The organism is Flagellimonas marinaquae (assembly GCF_003992675.1).
Taxonomy (GTDB): Bacteria; Bacteroidota; Bacteroidia; order Flavobacteriales; family Flavobacteriaceae; genus Flagellimonas; species Flagellimonas marinaquae.
In genome coordinates this window covers 161794-178660 of sequence record NZ_RZMZ01000007.1, presented here as the reverse complement: position 1 = coordinate 178660, position 16867 = coordinate 161794, and the positions used below count along the sequence as shown (strand labels likewise).

Genomic DNA, 16867 nt, shown 5'->3' with positions numbered 1-16867 from the left:
GTAGCAAATGCTTTTAGAACTCAACAACATATTCAAATGGGTCACCACTGGGGGCCAACGCATTTTTTTGCTAAAGGATATCAATTTACAAGTAGAACAAGGCGAATTTATCTCTGTGATGGGGCCGTCAGGTTCGGGAAAATCTACATTGCTCAACGTTATTGGGATGCTTGACACCTTTGATGAGGGGGAATATAATTTTATGGACGAATCGGTTTATTCCCTCAAAGAAAAGCACCGAGCAAATCTATATAAACAATACATCGGTTTTGTATTCCAATCCTATCACTTATTGGACGACCTTACCGTGCAGGAAAATTTGGAAATGCCTTTGATCTATAAAAAAGTCAAGGGTTCAGAACGAAAGGCCATGGTGGCCGATATGCTGGACCGTTTCAATATTGTTGGCAAAAAAGACCTCTTTCCCGCCCAGTTGAGTGGTGGACAGCAACAATTGGTGGGTGTTGCCCGAGCTTTGATTGCCAATCCAAAATTGATCTTGGCCGACGAACCTACGGGTAACTTGAATTCCAAACAGGGCGAGGAGATTATGGAGTTGTTCAAACAATTGAATGAAGAGGGGGTAACCATCATTCAGGTGACACACTCGGAAAAGAACGCGGAGTACGGTTCCAGAATCATTAATTTGTTGGACGGGAGAATGGTTTGACCAAGTTCAAGAACAATCATTGATAGTTGAACTTGATTTTGAAGCTTGGACCCGTTAGGCCAAATCAGCTAGTTCTTTGCCCACCAAACTACCTAGTGCGACACCCATGCCACCCAAGCGTACTCCACAGGCTATGGAATTGGAAATTTGCTTAACAATCGGTGATTTTTGCGCACCTACGCCCATAATGCCGCTCCAACGCAGCTCAATTTGAAAGGATTGATTTGGCAAGATCATTTCACGAAGGAGAGACTCCAATTTTTGTTGTATGATTTCGGTTTGCCCAAATGCTGTGGTTTCCTCGGTTTCAAAATCAAGATTTCTGCCTCCACCGAACAAAATCCGGTCGTCTATATTTCTAAAATAATAATAGCCTTCATCAAAATGGAAAGTTCCTTTTATGGACAAGTTTTTGATGGGCTCCGTGATCAAAACTTGGGCCCTCGCGGGTTTTACCGTTTCTGATTTTATAAGTTTTGATGCAAACCCATTGGTGGCAACGAACACTTTTTTGGTTACAAACTCAAAATCCGTTGTTCGAATCAAGGCGCTGTGGTTGAGTTCCACGATGTCCTCAACGGTAATCCCATTTAAAATGGGAATCCCCAAAGTGGTGCATTTTTGGATTAGGGAACGCATCATTTTACCCGTGTCCAATTGGCCTTCCAGTTGATGTGTGAGGTATTTCTCCTGAATGTTACCAAAGTGGAAGATATTCTGAGTAGCCTTAAAGGGCTTTTGCCCAAAAACAGGCTCCAATAGATTGTTGAGGTAAGGAAGAGCTTGCAAGCACTTTGTGTAGAAATCGGGTTGGTCCAATGGGAAGAGTTCGTGTCCCCCATTCATTTGGAAGTCTATAGCGGAATCACCCAGCAAATTCCGTAGCCGTTGGATGCCGTTCCAGCGTTTTTGGACCAGTTGTACCACCTCTTCTTCAGTATGATGATGAAGGTCGGACAAGATTTCAGAAACACTCCCAAAACAGGCGAAGCCCGCATTTTTGGTGCTGGCCCCTTGTGGCAAACTGCCTTTTTCCAGAATCAAAATATTGCTTTGGGGATATTTTTCTTTCAGGCTGATGGCACAATTGATGCCAACGATGCCACTTCCAACAACGGTAAAATCCACATGGGAAAACCAACTTTTATGTTCCCAATAGCTTAATTCCATAACTAAAAAACCCCGATAAATCGGGGCTCTATTTAATGTTCGTCTTTGTATTTAGGATCCATTTTAAAGTCCTCCATGAATTTGGTGGTGTAGTTGCCAGCCAAATAATCAGGGTGGTCCATCAATTGACGATGGAACGGAATGGTGGTCTTGATTCCCTCGATCACAAACTCGTCCAAAGCTCTTCTCATTTTATTGATGGCCTCTTCCCGGGTCTGTGCCGTAGTAATCAACTTGGCGATCATGGAATCGTAGTTCGGCGGAATCATATAGCCACTGTACACGTGCGTGTCCAAACGTACACCATGTCCACCCGGTGTGTGCAAGGTGGTAATCTTCCCTGGCGAAGGCCTGAAATCGTTATAAGGGTCTTCCGCGTTGATTCGGCACTCGATGGAGTGTAATTTGGGATAATAGTTTTTACCTGAAATGGGTACGCCTGCGGCCACTAAAATCTGTTCCCGAATCAAATCATAATCCACGACCTGCTCCGTAATGGGGTGCTCCACTTGGATACGGGTATTCATTTCCATAAAGTAGAAGTTACGATGTTTGTCCACCAAAAACTCGATGGTTCCCGCACCTTCGTACTTAATAAATTCTGCCGCTTTTACAGCAGCCTTTCCCATATCTTCTCGAAGTTTGTCCGTCATAAAGGGGGAAGGCGTCTCCTCGGTCAGCTTTTGGTGCCTTCGTTGAACGGAACAATCCCTTTCGGACAAGTGGCATGCTTTGCCATATTGATCTCCCACAACTTGGATTTCAATATGACGGGGCTCTTCAATCAGTTTTTCCATGTACATTCCACCATTTCCAAAAGCAGCTGTTGCTTCGGTAACGGCACTGTTGAAGTTTTTTTCCATTTGATCTTCAGACCAAATGGCCCGCATCCCTTTACCTCCACCTCCAGCGGTGGCTTTAATCATTACGGGATAGCCCATTTTTTTAGCCTCTTTTTTGGCGTGGGCAACGTCCTTCAATAGCCCTTCCGAACCGGGAACGGTGGGTACACCCGCTTTTCGCATGGTCTCCTTCGCCGTAGCCTTATCTCCCATTTTATCGATTTGTTCGCCGGAAGCACCAATAAATTTAATGTCGTGCTCGGCACAAATCTTGGAGAACTTGGAGTTTTCGGATAGGAACCCATACCCAGGGTGAATGGCATCGGCATTGGTGATTTCAGCAGCAGCGATGATGTTTGGAATCTTCAAATAGGATTCGCTACTGGGCGCCGGGCCTATGCATACCGCTTCATCGGCAAATCTCACGTGAAGACTTTCCTCGTCGGCCTTGGAGTAAACGGCAACCGTTTTTATGCCCATTTCCTTGCAGGTCCTAATGATCCGCAGGGCAATTTCACCCCTGTTTGCTATCAATATTTTTTTAAACATAGAACACAATCTTTAGTTAGGAATTCTAAATCTTAAATGATTTTGGGAACCATTGCCCCAAAAACGATCATTTAAAATTCACTACGATGGGTCTACCAAGAATAAAGGTTGGTCAAACTCCACTGGTGAGGAATCGTCAACCAATATTTTTACAATCTTTCCTGAAACTTCGGATTCGATGTCGTTGAAAAGTTTCATGGCCTCGATTACGCAGAGTACATCACCCTTGTTGATAGAAGTGCCTACCTCAACAAAAGGTGGTTTGTCCGGAGAAGGTTTTCTGTAGAATGTTCCAATAATCGGAGATTTGATGGTGATGTATTTGGAATCATCATCTGCCTTTTTGGTATCGGCCGGTGCTGGTGCAGCGGCTTCTTGAGCTGCTGGCGCCTGTGGTGCTGGAGCGGCTGCTGTGGCCTGGGGAACGGGAATCTGTTGAACAATGGTGGTTTCGGGTGAGCCGGAGCCCGTGCTTCCAGTCCGAATGGTGATTTTAATGTCCTCCATTTCCAACTTCACCTCGCTGGCGCCGGACTTGGCGACAAACTTGATTAAACTTTGAATTTCCTTAATGTCCATGGAATATAATTTAGTTAGTTGTGTGATTAAGAATTATAGGCCCATTTTAAATAGATGGAGCCCCATGTAAAACCACCACCAAAGGCGGCGAATATAATATTATCTCCTTTTTTAAGCTGTTTTTCGTAATCGTGGAGCAATAGGGGAAGCGTTGCGGAAGTTGTATTTCCGTAACGGTCGATGTTCATCATTACTTTATCGGCCTCCAATCCCATTCTGTTGGCCGTAGCGTCAATAATACGCTTATTGGCCTGATGGGGTGCCAACCAATGCACATCCTCCTTCGTCAAGTTGTTACGCTCCATAATCAAGGCCGATACATCGGCCATGTTTGAAACGGCAAATTTAAAGACCGATTTCCCGTCTTGGTACACGTAATGTTGTTTGTTTTTGATGGTTTCTTCGGATGCAGGCAATATCGAACCTCCGGCATCTATTTTAAGGAACTGACGCCCAATCCCATCGGAACGAAGGTACTCATCCTGAAGCCCAAGTCCTTCTTCATTAGGTTCGAACAGTACAGCTCCGGCACCATCACCGAAAATGATACAAGTAGTTCTATCGGTATAATCAATGATGGAAGACATTTTATCCGCCCCAATGAGCAGTACTTTTTTATATCTGCCAGATTCGATGTAGCTCGCAGCGGTGGACATTCCGTATAAAAAACTGGAACAGGCCGCTTGTAGATCGTATGCGAATGCGTTCACGGCCCCAATCTCGGAGGCTACGTAGGCCGCCGTAGCCGCAACGGGCATATCGGGGGTGGCGGTGGCCACCAATACAAAATCTATTTCTGAGGCTTCAATTCCCCGCTTTTCAAGAAGATCTTCAGCGGCTTTGATTGCCATAAAAGATGTTCCTGCATTCTCTTCTTTTAAGATTCTTCGCTCCTTGATTCCGGTTCGGGTAGTGATCCATTCGTCGTTGGTATCGACCATGGTTTCCAATACTTTATTGGAAAGCACAAAATCGGGAACGTATCCTCCTACAGCTGTTATTGCTGCCGTTGTTTTCTTCATTTTAGCCTCTCTTTATTGTCAAAAGGATTGAAATTTGACCCAAAAGCGGTGAAAATTAGTCATTTTATATGACTTTATGGGTAAAATTAACCGTTTTTGGGTGTTAAGAAGGGTCCATAAAAAAACTCCCGTTAAAAATTCAACGGGAGTTGCTTTATTACAAGGGATTTGCAGTTATGCTGCAGTTTCCTCTTCTGTTTTGTCAATCAAAACCTGACCTCTGTAGTACAATTTGCCTTCATGCCAGTGAGCTCTGTGGAACAAGTGCATTTCACCTGTTGTGGAGTCCTTGGCAATTGTTGGCGCAACTGCTTTGTAGTGGGTTCTTCTTTTGTCCCTTCTGGTTTTTGATGTTTTTCTTTTAGGATGTGCCATTATAAACCTATTTATCCGTTAGTAACTTTTTTAAATCGTCCCACCTTGGGTCTGTTTTTTCCGATGGTTCTTTTTGCTCTTTTGGCTGCAGCTCTTCCAGCTTTTCCAAGATGTCCGATTGCAAAGTTCCGTCCTCAACTCCGGGATGTACCCTTTTCTGGGGAACGGCCAGCACCAACATTTCATAAATGTATTGGGCTATGTTGAACTGGTGCTCTCCGTGCGGAATGATCAGGATTTCATCGTCTTCATCATTGTACTCTTCGCCAAACTTGACGACTAGTTTCAGATTCGAATCGATGGGCTGATCGTAAGACTCACCGGTAAGATCGCAATCCACATTTATGGTACCGCTCGCATCGAGCTGAAGTTCCATCATGGTGCTCATCTTTTCCAAGGTGGCATCTATGTTCACGGAAGCCCCGTTAAATTCTTGGTAGTCAAAAGATTCAAATAACGCATCATCAATCTCGTACACAAATTTATGTTTTCCCAACTTCAGACCTGAAAAAGGGATAAAAAACTCTTTCAGCTTCATCATTTCTACACTTAAGGATTGTGTACCAGCCTTTAAAGGCGGGTGCAAAGATACTACTAATTTACAAAACTGCAATTCTAGCCACAACAAATATCCAAAATGCAGTAAACTTTTTAGCCCCCACGCTTAATTTTCTGCTTTTGCAGGGGGTTTTTGGTCAATTCCAAATACTCCATTCGGTTCTTGAACACTTGTATTGCGGTAAATACGGCTTCTTTAAAAGAACTCTCATCGGCTTTCCCCTTTCCTGCAATTTCGTAGGCGGTGCCATGATCTGGGGAGGTCCGGACCTTGTCCAGGCCAGCGGTGTAGTTCACGCCTTTCCCGAAGGAAAGTGTTTTGAACGGAATGAGACCCTGATCGTGATAGGCCGCTAAAATAGCATCAAAATTTTCATGGTTTTTGGACCCAAAAAAGCTATCGGCCGAATAGGGACCGTAGACCAAAACACCCTTGTTGAACAATTCTTTAATGGTCGGCTTTAAGATTTTGTCGTCCTCTTCCCCAATGGTTCCATTGTCGCCACTATGCGGGTTGATGCCCAAAAGGGCAATCTTGGGACGGCGGATGCCAAAATCTTTTTTGAGCGATTCTTCCATGGTCATCACTTTGTCGTGAATCAATTTTGGTGTAATGGCTTTGGCCACATCCTTTACCGCAATGTGATCGGTGAGCAACCCTACCCGAAGGGAGTCGGCCACCATGAACATGAGGCTTTCCTCTTTCAATTCTTTAGCGAGAAAATCGGTATGCCCCGGAAAATTAAAATCCTCTGATTGAATATTGTTTTTGTTAATGGGCGCAGTGACCAAAACGTCTATCTTGTCCTCTTTTAGGGCGTCAACCGCGGCCCGTAACGACTTGATGGCGTAATCCCCGCCCTCCTTGGTGGCTTCGCCATAGGCTATGGTGGGCACTTCTTTCCAGACATTCACAATATTGATTTTGCCCTCAATGGCCTGTTCGGCATCTCTAACTCCATTGAACTTGATGTCGAATCCCAAATCCTTGATCTGTTGGGAGATGGTTTTATTGGATGCAAAGATGACCGGAGTGCAAAAGTCCAACATTCTTGCATCTTCAAATGTTTTGAGCGCTACCTCGCACCCAATACCGTTAATATCCCCTATGGAGATTCCCAACCTTATTTTTTGACTTTCCTTCATAAAATGAATGCCGTTATGGCTACTTTTGCATTACAAAACTAGTCAATTAATAAGACACATGTTCACAGGGATCATAGAGACTTTGGGGAAAGTAGAAAAGTTGGAAAAAGAAGGGGGGAATCTTCACCTGACCGTAAGCTCGGGAATCACCTCCGAATTGAAAATTGACCAGAGTGTTTCGCACAACGGGGTATGCCTTACGGTGGTGTCCATTAACGGTGATGCCTATACGGTAACTGCAATTGAAGAAACCTTGAACAAGACCAATCTTGGCAACCTAAAGGTTGGCGATACAGTAAACCTAGAGCGCGCCATGGTATTGGGCGCACGTTTGGACGGGCACATTGTACAGGGACATGTGGACCAAACGGCGGTTTGCCAATCGGTTGCGGAGCAGGATGGGAGTTGGGTCTATACCTTTACCTACGATTCCAAGCTCAACAACGTCACCATCGAAAAAGGGTCTATTACGGTGGATGGGGTGAGTTTGACCGTGGTCGACTCCCAAAAGGACAGTTTTAGCGTGGCCATTATTCCCTACACCTATGAGCATACCCGTTTCCATACCTACAACGTAGGCACCACGGTGAATTTAGAGTTTGATGTTGTCGGGAAATACGTTGCCCGATTGTTGGACCTTAGGGGATAAAATCCATTAAAATACGTTTCGCATCCCGCGCCAAATTCTAATGAGCACGAATGTTGCGATCAATACCATGACCGTAAGTCCTAGGGCCAACGGATAATTCCCATAAATCCAGTTTCCTGTGGCAAAAAGGCATCCGTATACCAAAATACAGCCCACAATCATGGCCAAAACACCCGAGGGAACACTCCACTTGGCATTTTCATCTTCCAAAGTAACTCCTTCGGCCTTGGCTGCTTCATGAACCTTTTTCCATCCAGGCCCTCCTGGCTTGGTGATTTTATAGAATCGATAGAGGACTTTGTTCTCTTCGGGTTTGGTCAAGAAGGTGGTGGCCAACCAGAGTATGGTGGTAATCAGCACCACTAATGGAAATTTACTCCATGTTGGAAAAGGAGCACCTTCTGCCAGAAACATGGGTTCTTCCAACCGCCAAAAAATAATCGAGATGATTCCTGATGAGAACATGGCAACGATTTCGCTCCATGCGTTGATACGCCACCAGAACCATCGCAATAAAAAGATAAGTCCTGTTCCGGCTCCAAACATGATGATGATGTCGAACAACTGTGTCGCGTTGTTCAGTTCCAAAGCAAATAGGCTGCTCAGCACCATCAAAACAACGGTGGAGATTCGTCCTACGTTCACCAATTCCTTTTCAGAGGCATCTTTGTTGACCTGTTGCTTGTAAAAGTCGTTCACGATATAGGAGGAACCCCAGTTGAGGTGGGTTGAGATGGTGGACATATAGGCGGCGCCCAATGAAGCCATAACCAGACCCAACAATCCCGTGGGCAACATGGTCAGCATGGCAGAATAGGCCAAATCATTTTTTAGGATATTCTCTGGCACATTCGGAAATGCCTGCTGGATGCTCTCCAAATCTGGGAATACCACAATAGAGGCCAAAGCCACTAAAATCCAAGGCCAAGGCCGTAGAGCGTAGTGCAATATGTTGAAGAAAAAAGTCGCTCCAATAGCATGATTCTCGTTTTTGGCCGCCAGCATCCGTTGGGCGATATAACCTCCACCGCCTGGTTCTCCCCCTGGATACCAGGCACTCCACCATTGTACTGCTAAGGGTATGATCAATAGGCCTATTAGGGCCTCGGTATCGGAAAAGTCGGGTAAAATGGACATTTTTTCCTGTACTTGGGCATTGGCCAAAATGTTGTCCAATCCGCCTACTTCGGGCATATTGACCAAATAGACAGCGGCACCGATAGCTCCGCCCATGGCTACGAAAAACAATAGAAAATCCGTATAAACTACGCCCCTAAAACCACCAACGGCACTAAAAATTACGGTTATAGTTCCACCAAGAAGCACGGTTTCAATAGGTTCCAGCCCAAGCATTACCTGCCCAATTTTTATGGCAGCCAAGGTTACTGCCGACATGGCCATCACATTAAAAACCACCCCTAAATACAGCGACCGAAAGCCCCTAAGAAAATGGGCCGGTTTTCCGCCGTAGCGCAAATCGTAAAACTCCATATCCGTGGCCACATTGGATTTTCTCCAAAGTTTTGCGTAAACGAACACGGTCAACAAACCAGTAAGCAAAAAAGCCCACCAGCCCCAGTTTCCGGAAACCCCATCGGTCCGGACAAAATCCGTGACCAAGTTGGGCGTGTCCGTGGAGAAAGTGGTGGCCACCATGGAAAAGCCCAAGAGCCACCAAGGCATGCTACGACCCGATAAAAAATATTCTGCGGTGTTCTTTCCTGATTTCTTGGAAACATAGATTCCTATAAAAAGCACGATGGCAAAGAATCCAAAGATGATGGTGTAATCTAAAAGCTCTAGTTTCATTTGTTTAGTTTGGTTGGAGTTAAAGATAGCTTTTTTGGGTTACTTTTGTGAACCTGTAAAAAGTCTTCATGTTTCTTTCCGCTTTCTCAGATATTTCCGTAGCCGCATGGACCATGGCCGCCACCGCAGTTTTTTTGATGGGGGTTTCCAAAGCGGGACTCAAGGGAATGTCCATTTTTAATGTGACTTTGATGGCATTGGCGTTTGGTTCCAAAGCTTCCACAGGACTTTTTATTCCCCTTTTGATTGTTGGCGACACCTTTGCCGTCATCTATTACAACCGACACACCCAATGGAAATATATTCTACGGTTTTTGCCCTGGATGATTTTGGGTATACTAATCGGGGTGCTGATTGGAAAAGACCTTCCCGAGCGTGAATTTAAATGGGCCATGGTCGTCGTGATTTTCATTAGCTTGGGCATGTTGGTGTTTTGGGACCGGCGAAAATCCAAAAAAGTGCCGACCCATTGGTTGTTTTCGGGTTCCATGGGAATTCTATCGGGAGTATGCACCATGATCGGGAACTTAGCAGGGGCTTTTACCAATATTTTCTTTTTGGCGATGCGCTTGCCCAAAAACGAATTTGTGGGTACCGCCGCTTGGTTGTTTTTTATCACTAACCTGTTTAAAATGCCTTTTCATGTCTTTGTTTGGAAAACCATTACCGTGGAAAGCCTGTTGATCAACCTGCGATTGCTCCCTGCTATTTTTGTAGGCTTGTTATTGGGTGTTTTCTTGGTGAAGAAAATCAATGAGAAAAATTACAAACGCTTTATTTTGATTGTCACCGCAATCGGAGCTGTGGCGATTTTGTTCAGATGAGGTTTCTCAGTCTTTGTAAATAAAAAGCCGCATCAATTTGATGCGGCTTTACGTTATACATTAAGATTTATTACTACTCCGAAGCACCTTCATAAATTGCATTAAAGATCAATTTAAAGGTACCGCGTGGCTGTGCCCTAAATTGGGGACGGAACGCAAATAAAATAGCAGAACCTTCTCCATACTTTGCCTTTACCATAGCAGGCTTTTTGGCGATATACCTGTCTTCGCCCATGGCCCAACCGCTCATCAAGAGGTCTTTGGCCGCATAGGTGGCAATGACTTCTACATCGGGTTCGGGAGCATCGGCAATATCTTCTTTACCGCCTTCTCCTGTTTTTCGCTGTTTGTCGATGGTGAAAGCCCTACTTCGGTTAAAAGAAACGGCAACCGTATCCTTCATGCCAAAAGCAAGAGGGTGTGAAGTATCCACACCGGCCTTGATCAAGGAACCGGGAATAAAAAAGTCATTGCTGTCGGCATTGGCCACTGCATTGCGCAACGGAAGGCCAAACTGTTCAATCACAAAGTCGCTGGCCTCATCGAAGGCAATCAAGGTTCCTCCTTCTTCCACATAATCACTCAGGGCTACCGAACCTTTTAACCCGATACCTCCCGTGAATTTTTCCGGCATGCTCAAATTACTGTGTCCATGCAAAATGGAACTTGGTCGTTGCGATGGGATGATGATGGCATCATACTGTGATAAGTCTTTGGTTTTGATATCGGCATCGTGTAAGGTATCCATATCAAACTCGTATTCATCCATTACAAACCGGGTCCACCCTTCATCCATATTGGCCACCCAAGATTTGTAGAGTCCCACTTTGGGCAAATGGATTTTTTTCAGTTGTACTTCCGGTTTGGCAGCAATTCCGGTAAACTCAAGGCCGTACTCTTGGGCCAAGGATTCCATCAGTGCTTTATCTCCAGAAACAATATAGGATCCAGCGGGCATGGTTGCTTTTCCCGCTTTGAATTCCGTCATGCTTTTGTACGCCGTTCCGCCAGCCTTTAAAACTTTATTGGTGGCGACCACAGCGGCATTGGTGTTTGCGCTCAACGCATAGCCGAAGGACCCGTTTCGGTTTATGTCACCTTCGTAATAGGGCACAAGGCCGGTAACTTTCTCGGTTTGTACGTTGAATGATTCGGCAACCCTGTCCACATCGATTCCCATTTGCATGGGCAATGTCCATCCGGCCAGATCGTAGGGGGTATCCGGTGGTCCGCCCGGATATTGAAAACGGGTAGGATAGTCCTGTTTTTCCATCAGGTCCAACAAATAGGGCCTAAAGGCTTGTGCGGTATAGATGACATAGGAGCCTTTTTCATAATCTTTGCCGTTTACGGTAAAGTCCTTGGTGGCTCTTTCCACTTCAATACCGCCTTGGAGCAATACATTTACCAAATTCACCGCTTCAAAGGAATCCCATTGCTCTTTGCCAATAACATAGGCGAACAAATCTCCGTTCTTTCCCTTTTCTACGGCCGATTTACCCATTTTATAGATGTTGTGCAGGTAATTGCTCTTCCGGTCGGCGGCGAGGTCCAACGTGGCCCAAGTCGCTGTCAACATATAGTCCACAGCATCCCTAAAATGGGATTCACCACCCTTCCATGGATCGGGGTACATAATGTCGGTACCATCAGTTGGGGTGCCTCCTGCAACGGTTTTCGGAAGTTTTTCCGGATCATAGAATCTCGGGGTTGGTGTGGTATGTCCAGTTTCGGTCAAGATACCGATCATGTTGTGATAGTAGGGTACGGTACGTCCGCCACCGTTCCAAAACATGGTGTAAAAATTGTCGGCGATGGCACCGGGCATATTTTCCAACGAAAAACGCTTAGTCATGGCAGAACCAACTTCGCTAACGCCAGCGGTAATGGCCGGATGAATCCTGGGATTCACTGGATCGGCGTAGGGGGGCAACGAAATTTTAGTCCAAGATGGGGACGACTGGTGGTGATTGTACACAATCTGGGGATACCATTCGTTGTACAATATCTTGGTCACATTATAGGTCTCGGGCATAATGTTCATAAACCAATCCCGGTTGTTATCGTGACCCATGTAGTAGTGATACAAAATTGGGGGACGGGAGGTTTCGTAGGGTGTACCAAGATTTTTACGGTACCAGTCCACCACGATATCCAAACCATCCGGATTCATTACAGGCATTAATAGCGTAATCACATTTTCCCTGATTTTTTTCATCTCTTCGGTCTCGGAGGTGGCTAGGGTATAGGCCAGTTCCGAGGTCATCTGCCCATGTGCCAATTCGGTGGAGTGCATACCCCCATCGACCCAAACAATGGCCTTGCCTTCTTGTGAAAGGCGAACGGCTTCGTCATCGTTGACCTGTACGCGGGCCAATTTGGTGCTGATGTCCTTCCACTTATCCAATTGTGCAAGGTTTTCTTCTGTCGAAATAAACAGGAGGTACATTTTACGGCCCAATACGGTTTCTCCAATTTCGATTTTTTTCACTCGGTTGGAAGCTGCATCCAATTTTGACAAGTAATCTTCAATCTGGGAGTAATCGGCCAGTTTGTAGTCGGCTCCCACCTTGAATCCGTAAACATCTTCTGGGGAGGGAACATTCTGTGCCACGGAAAACGCGGCGCAAGACAAACACATCGCTGCGGAGAGCAGCCACATTTTGAGGTTTGCTGTTTTAGAAATCATTTTTTTGAATTAGTTATAATTTGACTGAAAATTAAGCATTTGAGCCGAGTATATTAAATCCCATGCTTTTGAATTGTGTTTAAACAACATTTTTAATTCGGTATACCTTTGGTAGAGAGGTGGTTGAGCAAAAGCTATCGGTCCAAGTCAGGGTTTTTGCGAGATGCTTTTTTCTCGGCGGTTCGTTTTTTGGTTTTCAGCCGTTTTTCTTGGGAAGATTTTGTAGGGCGAGTAGGTTTACGTTTTTTGGGAACCACAAGGGCATTTTTCAGGACGTCAAAAAATCGCTTGACCACCAAGTCCTTGTTTCGGTGCTGGCTGCGGGCTTCGTCGCATTGCAGCATCAAAGCCCCATCCTTGGTTAACCGGGATTGTAGTTTTAGGAGTAACCGTTCTTTTTCCCTGTCCGAAAGGCCTTCCGACTCGGGAATGTTGAACGTGAGCTCTACCTTGGAAGAAACCTTGTTTACATGCTGACCTCCAGCTCCGCTGCTTCGCATGGCCTTAAACTGAAGTTCCCTATGTATCTGTTTTTTGTCCAACGTGGAGCCTTTTGTTGATGGTATTCAAAGATACATTAAGAAAAATGGTTGCTCCGGTTTCTTGTTTTTTGTCAGAATTGAAGAATAGAATGGTGCCGTCTTTGGCCCTGCTTTCATTGAGGTAGTGACTTCCTTTAAAAAAAGAATGGACCACTTCCGCTTGTAAACCGGATGAATCGGAAAATTTGAATTCATGCGGATAAACAAGGACATCCCTATCGATCTCGGAATAGGATTTTAATAACTTCATGGGAACCTTGTTCACCTGTCCAAATAAGGATGCGGTGTAATAGTTGGGTGGGTTTAGATAGAGTTCTTGTGTGTTCTCGTTGGCAATGATCTGTCCTTGTTCCATAATTAGGGTGCGTTCTGCAAAGGGCAGTACATCATTGGGGTCATGACTTGCAGTGAGAACAGTAATGCCCTGTTTTTTCAGGTACAAAAAGAGATTTCTACGGAGTGAGAGCCGCTTAAAATTATCGATATGGCCAAAAGGTTCGTCCAAAAGGAGGATTTCCGGTTCTTGCGCCAACACTCGGGCAAGGGCCACACGCTGCTGTTGTCCGCCACTCAAAAACTTGACCTTTGTTTTTGCAAAAGACTTCATCTCAATCAAATCAAGTAGCTCATCAATACGCTCTTGATGGGTCTCGCGTTCAAAAACGGAAAGAAACTGACCGATGTTTTCCTCAACGGAAATGAACGGCATCAAATCAAAATCCTGTGCCAGATATTTCATATAAGGTTCGCCGGGAACTAAATTAAAATTGGGTCCGAGCGCTTCTGTATCGCCCCAAAAAACAGAGCCTTCTTCCACATGAAGGAGGCCGTAGATAATTTTGAGCAAGGTGCTTTTTCCAGAGCCGCTTTCGCCCATCAGGGCTACATGCTCTCCTGGGGCCACTTCAAAAGCGATATCCTTTAAAATGGTTTGATTTTGATATCCGAAAGAATCTACTTGGACTTTTAGCATAAACGTGTAAAAAGCTGTTCAGAAACAATGTTTGTCAACCTGAACTTGTTTCAGGTTCTCACATTACTGTGTTTTTAATGTATGAGATTCTGAAATAAATTCAGAATGACACTTTAAGTTACTTTCTGAACAGCCCTATAATATATCAATCCTTAAACTCTTTGAGCACGGCCTGGTTAGGAAGCTCATCGTACCCCATATTAAAAAAGGTAAACCCGAAAATATCGGCATATTGCTCGATGGTTTTGCTCACCGGGGTTCCCGCTCCGTGACCGGCATTGGTCTCGATGCGGATAAGGGTAGGCTGATCTCCAGCTTGTTTTTCCTGTAGTTCTGCAGCGAACTTGAAGCTGTGTGCAGGAACCACGCGATCGTCGTGATCTCCTGTGGTGACCAAAGTGGCGGGATATGCCGTGCCTTCCTTCACATTGTGTACAGGGGAATATCCTTTGATGTAGTTGAACATTTCCTCGCTGTCCTCTGAAGTTCCGTAATCGTAGGCCCATCCCGCACCAGCGGTAAAGGTGTGGTATCGGAGCATATCCATAACACCAACGGCAGGCAATGCTACCTGCATCAAATCGGGTCGCTGGGTCATGGTGGCACCCACCAGCAAGCCTCCGTTAGATCCTCCACGGATGGCTAGGTATTCCTTGGAAGTGTAGTTGTTCTCGATCAAATACTCTGCTGCGGCTATAAAGTCATCAAACACATTCTGTTTTTGAAGCTTGGTTCCGGCAATATGCCATTTTTTACCGTATTCACCACCACCTCTGAGGTTGGGAACGGCGTAGATACCGCCCTGCTCCATCCAAACGGCATTGACAATGCTAAAGGAGGGTGTCAAACTGATATTGAAACCGCCATATCCGTACAGAATGGTCGGGTTTTGGCCGTTCAGTTCGGTTCCTTTTTTGTAGGTGATGATCATGGGCACTTTGGTGCCATCCTTGGAGTTGTAGAATACCTGCTTAGATTCGTAATCATCGGGATTAAAGTCAATTTGGGGCTTCCAGTATTGCTCATATTCCCCGGTTTCTACGTTGTATTTGTACAAAGAACCTGGTGTGTTGTAATTGGTGAAGGAGAAATAAAATTCCTTGTCCTCTTTTTTACCGCCAAAGCCTCCAGCGCTTCCTACACCGGGTAGTTCCACTTCGCGGACCAAGTTACCCTCGTAATCATATTGAAGCACTTTGGAAATGGCATCGACCATATATTCGGTAAAGAAATAGCCGCCGCCAGTACCTGCGGTAAGCACGTTTTCTGTTTCGGGAATCAGGTCTTTCCAATTATCTGGAGTAGGGTTGGCCGCATCCACGACCACAACTTTTTTGTTGGGTGCTTCACGGTTGGTGACCATGTACAGGGTGGAACCTTCGTTATCGATTACATAGGTATCGGAATCGGTGTCGTCCAGAATGGTGACCAATTCAGGATTTTCTTGGGAGAGGTCCATCATAAACAATTTGTTGCCCGATGTGGACACCGAAGCGGAAATGAACAAATAGTTCTGGTCTTCCGAAACGGAACCGCCTACGTAGCGGTGCTTTTGTTCTGGTGTGCCGCCAAAAATGATTTTATCCTCGGACTGGGGCGTTCCCAATTTGTGATAGTACAATTTATGTTGGTCCGTTTTTGCGGAAAGTTCGCTTCCTTCGGGCTTATCGTAGCTCGAATAGAAGAAACCATCATTTCCTTTCCAAGAAATACCGCTGAATTTGATGTCCACCAAGGTGTCCTCTACAATTTCTTTGGATTCGGCATTGATGACAATGCCTTTGCGCCAGTCGCTTCCCCCTTCGGAGATGAGGTAGGCTGCTTTGGAGCCATCTTTGGTAAAACTTAGGCCCATCAACGATGTGGTGCCGTCCTCGGAAAAGGTGTTGGGGTCCAAAAATACTTCTTCTTCGCCGCCATCCTTTTTACGGTAGACCACATACTGGTTTTGTAGGCCGTCGTTTTTGTAATAATAGGTGTAGTCGCCTTCTTTGAAAGGGGACCCTACTTTTTCGTAGTTCCAGAGTTTTTCCAGTCGGTTTTTAAGGTCTTCGCGGAAAGGGATTTTTTCCAAATACCCGAAGGTGACGGAATTTTGTTCTTTTACCCAAGCTTCGGTCTCCTCGCTACGGTCGTCCTCCAACCAGCGGTAGGGGTCGGGAACCTCTGTTCCAAAATAATTATCAACGGTGTCAACTTTTTTGGTAGTAGGATAGTTCACAGTGATGGGTTCTCTTTTTTTAGGTTGTTCCTGGCAGGCCGCAAACAAAACCAAAGCAGCCAACAGACTTATGTTTTTCATGTTTTCAAGGATTGATTCCGATAAAAATACGATGAATATTGTGTTTGTGGAAGAGTGGGTGTATCGCCTTAACGTTTTTTAACCTTCAAGAAGGTAAAAAATAAGTTTTTGAGTGTGTCGAAAAATAGCATCCGTCAGATCAGAGGTGCCATCCGTCAGATCGGAAGG

General features: G+C 45.3%; 15 protein-coding genes. 3 read left to right on the top strand and 12 right to left on the bottom strand.

Annotation, left to right across the window (positions count from 1 at the left end; all coding sequences use genetic code 11):
• Positions 1–7 precede the first annotated feature (7 nt).
• Positions 8–670, top strand: coding sequence for an ABC transporter ATP-binding protein (locus EO130_RS04355; RefSeq protein WP_127140304.1), 663 nt, complete (start codon positions 8–10; stop codon positions 668–670).
• Between the two features lie 54 nt (positions 671–724).
• Here EO130_RS04355 and EO130_RS04350 read toward each other — a convergent pair whose 3' ends face one another.
• From EO130_RS04350 to pdxA, 7 genes are all read right to left on the bottom strand, one after another.
• A complete protein-coding gene (locus EO130_RS04350; protein WP_127140303.1) occupies positions 725–1840 on the bottom strand; it encodes an NAD(P)/FAD-dependent oxidoreductase in 1116 nt (371 codons plus the stop codon).
• 32 nt (positions 1841–1872) lie between these two features.
• The gene (gene accC / locus EO130_RS04345; RefSeq protein WP_127140302.1) at positions 1873–3231 is read right to left on the bottom strand and encodes an acetyl-CoA carboxylase biotin carboxylase subunit; all 1359 of its coding nucleotides are present in this window, start codon (positions 3229–3231) and stop codon (positions 1873–1875) included.
• 81 nt (positions 3232–3312) lie between these two features.
• On the bottom strand, positions 3313–3810 hold the full coding sequence (gene accB / locus EO130_RS04340; RefSeq protein ID WP_127140301.1) for an acetyl-CoA carboxylase biotin carboxyl carrier protein: 498 nt from the start codon (positions 3808–3810) through the stop codon (positions 3313–3315).
• 26 nt (positions 3811–3836) lie between these two features.
• Positions 3837–4832 (bottom strand): beta-ketoacyl-ACP synthase III, encoded by a 996-nt coding sequence (locus EO130_RS04335; protein ID WP_127140300.1) that lies wholly within the window; start codon positions 4830–4832, stop codon positions 3837–3839.
• A 174-nt stretch (positions 4833–5006) separates the two neighbouring features.
• Positions 5007–5207: a 50S ribosomal protein L32 gene (rpmF, locus tag EO130_RS04330; RefSeq protein ID WP_014032589.1), complete on the bottom strand. Its 201-nt coding sequence runs from the start codon at positions 5205–5207 to the stop codon at positions 5007–5009.
• Between the two features lie 7 nt (positions 5208–5214).
• Positions 5215–5748: a YceD family protein gene (locus EO130_RS04325; RefSeq protein WP_127140299.1), complete on the bottom strand. Its 534-nt coding sequence runs from the start codon at positions 5746–5748 to the stop codon at positions 5215–5217.
• 110 nt (positions 5749–5858) lie between these two features.
• Positions 5859–6911: a 4-hydroxythreonine-4-phosphate dehydrogenase PdxA gene (pdxA, locus tag EO130_RS04320; RefSeq protein ID WP_127140298.1), complete on the bottom strand. Its 1053-nt coding sequence runs from the start codon at positions 6909–6911 to the stop codon at positions 5859–5861.
• Positions 6912–6969: 58 nt separating this feature from the next.
• Here pdxA and EO130_RS04315 point away from each other — a divergent pair, with 58 nt between their 5' ends.
• Entirely contained in the window at positions 6970–7560 is a 591-nt protein-coding gene (locus EO130_RS04315) for a riboflavin synthase (RefSeq protein ID WP_127140297.1), read from the top strand.
• Between the two features lie 6 nt (positions 7561–7566).
• Here EO130_RS04315 and EO130_RS04310 read toward each other — a convergent pair whose 3' ends face one another.
• Complete coding sequence (locus EO130_RS04310) at positions 7567–9369, bottom strand: sodium:solute symporter family protein (protein WP_127140296.1); 1803 nt, start codon at positions 9367–9369, stop codon at positions 7567–7569.
• A 68-nt stretch (positions 9370–9437) separates the two neighbouring features.
• On the opposite strand from EO130_RS04310, the gene EO130_RS04305 reads away from it, so the two are divergent.
• Positions 9438–10193, top strand: coding sequence for a sulfite exporter TauE/SafE family protein (locus EO130_RS04305; RefSeq protein ID WP_127140295.1), 756 nt, complete (start codon positions 9438–9440; stop codon positions 10191–10193).
• A gap of 73 nt (positions 10194–10266) precedes the next feature.
• Here the strand turns inward: EO130_RS04305 and EO130_RS04300 are convergent, their stop codons facing one another.
• The 4 genes from EO130_RS04300 to EO130_RS04285 all read right to left on the bottom strand — a co-directional run bounded on the left by EO130_RS04300 (position 10267) and on the right by EO130_RS04285 (position 16699).
• A complete protein-coding gene (locus EO130_RS04300) occupies positions 10267–12882 on the bottom strand; it encodes a M14 family metallopeptidase (protein ID WP_127140294.1) in 2616 nt (871 codons plus the stop codon).
• Positions 12883–13016: 134 nt separating this feature from the next.
• Positions 13017–13424 (bottom strand): alternative ribosome rescue aminoacyl-tRNA hydrolase ArfB, encoded by a 408-nt coding sequence (gene arfB, locus EO130_RS04295; protein ID WP_127140293.1) that lies wholly within the window; start codon positions 13422–13424, stop codon positions 13017–13019.
• Entirely contained in the window at positions 13402–14397 is a 996-nt protein-coding gene (locus tag EO130_RS04290) for an ABC transporter ATP-binding protein (RefSeq protein WP_127140292.1), read from the bottom strand. The genes arfB and EO130_RS04290 overlap by 23 nt, the downstream gene beginning before the upstream one ends.
• Before the next feature lie 145 nt (positions 14398–14542).
• Entirely contained in the window at positions 14543–16699 is a 2157-nt protein-coding gene (locus EO130_RS04285; RefSeq protein WP_127140291.1) for a prolyl oligopeptidase family serine peptidase, read from the bottom strand.
• Positions 16700–16867: the final 168 nt, after the last annotated feature.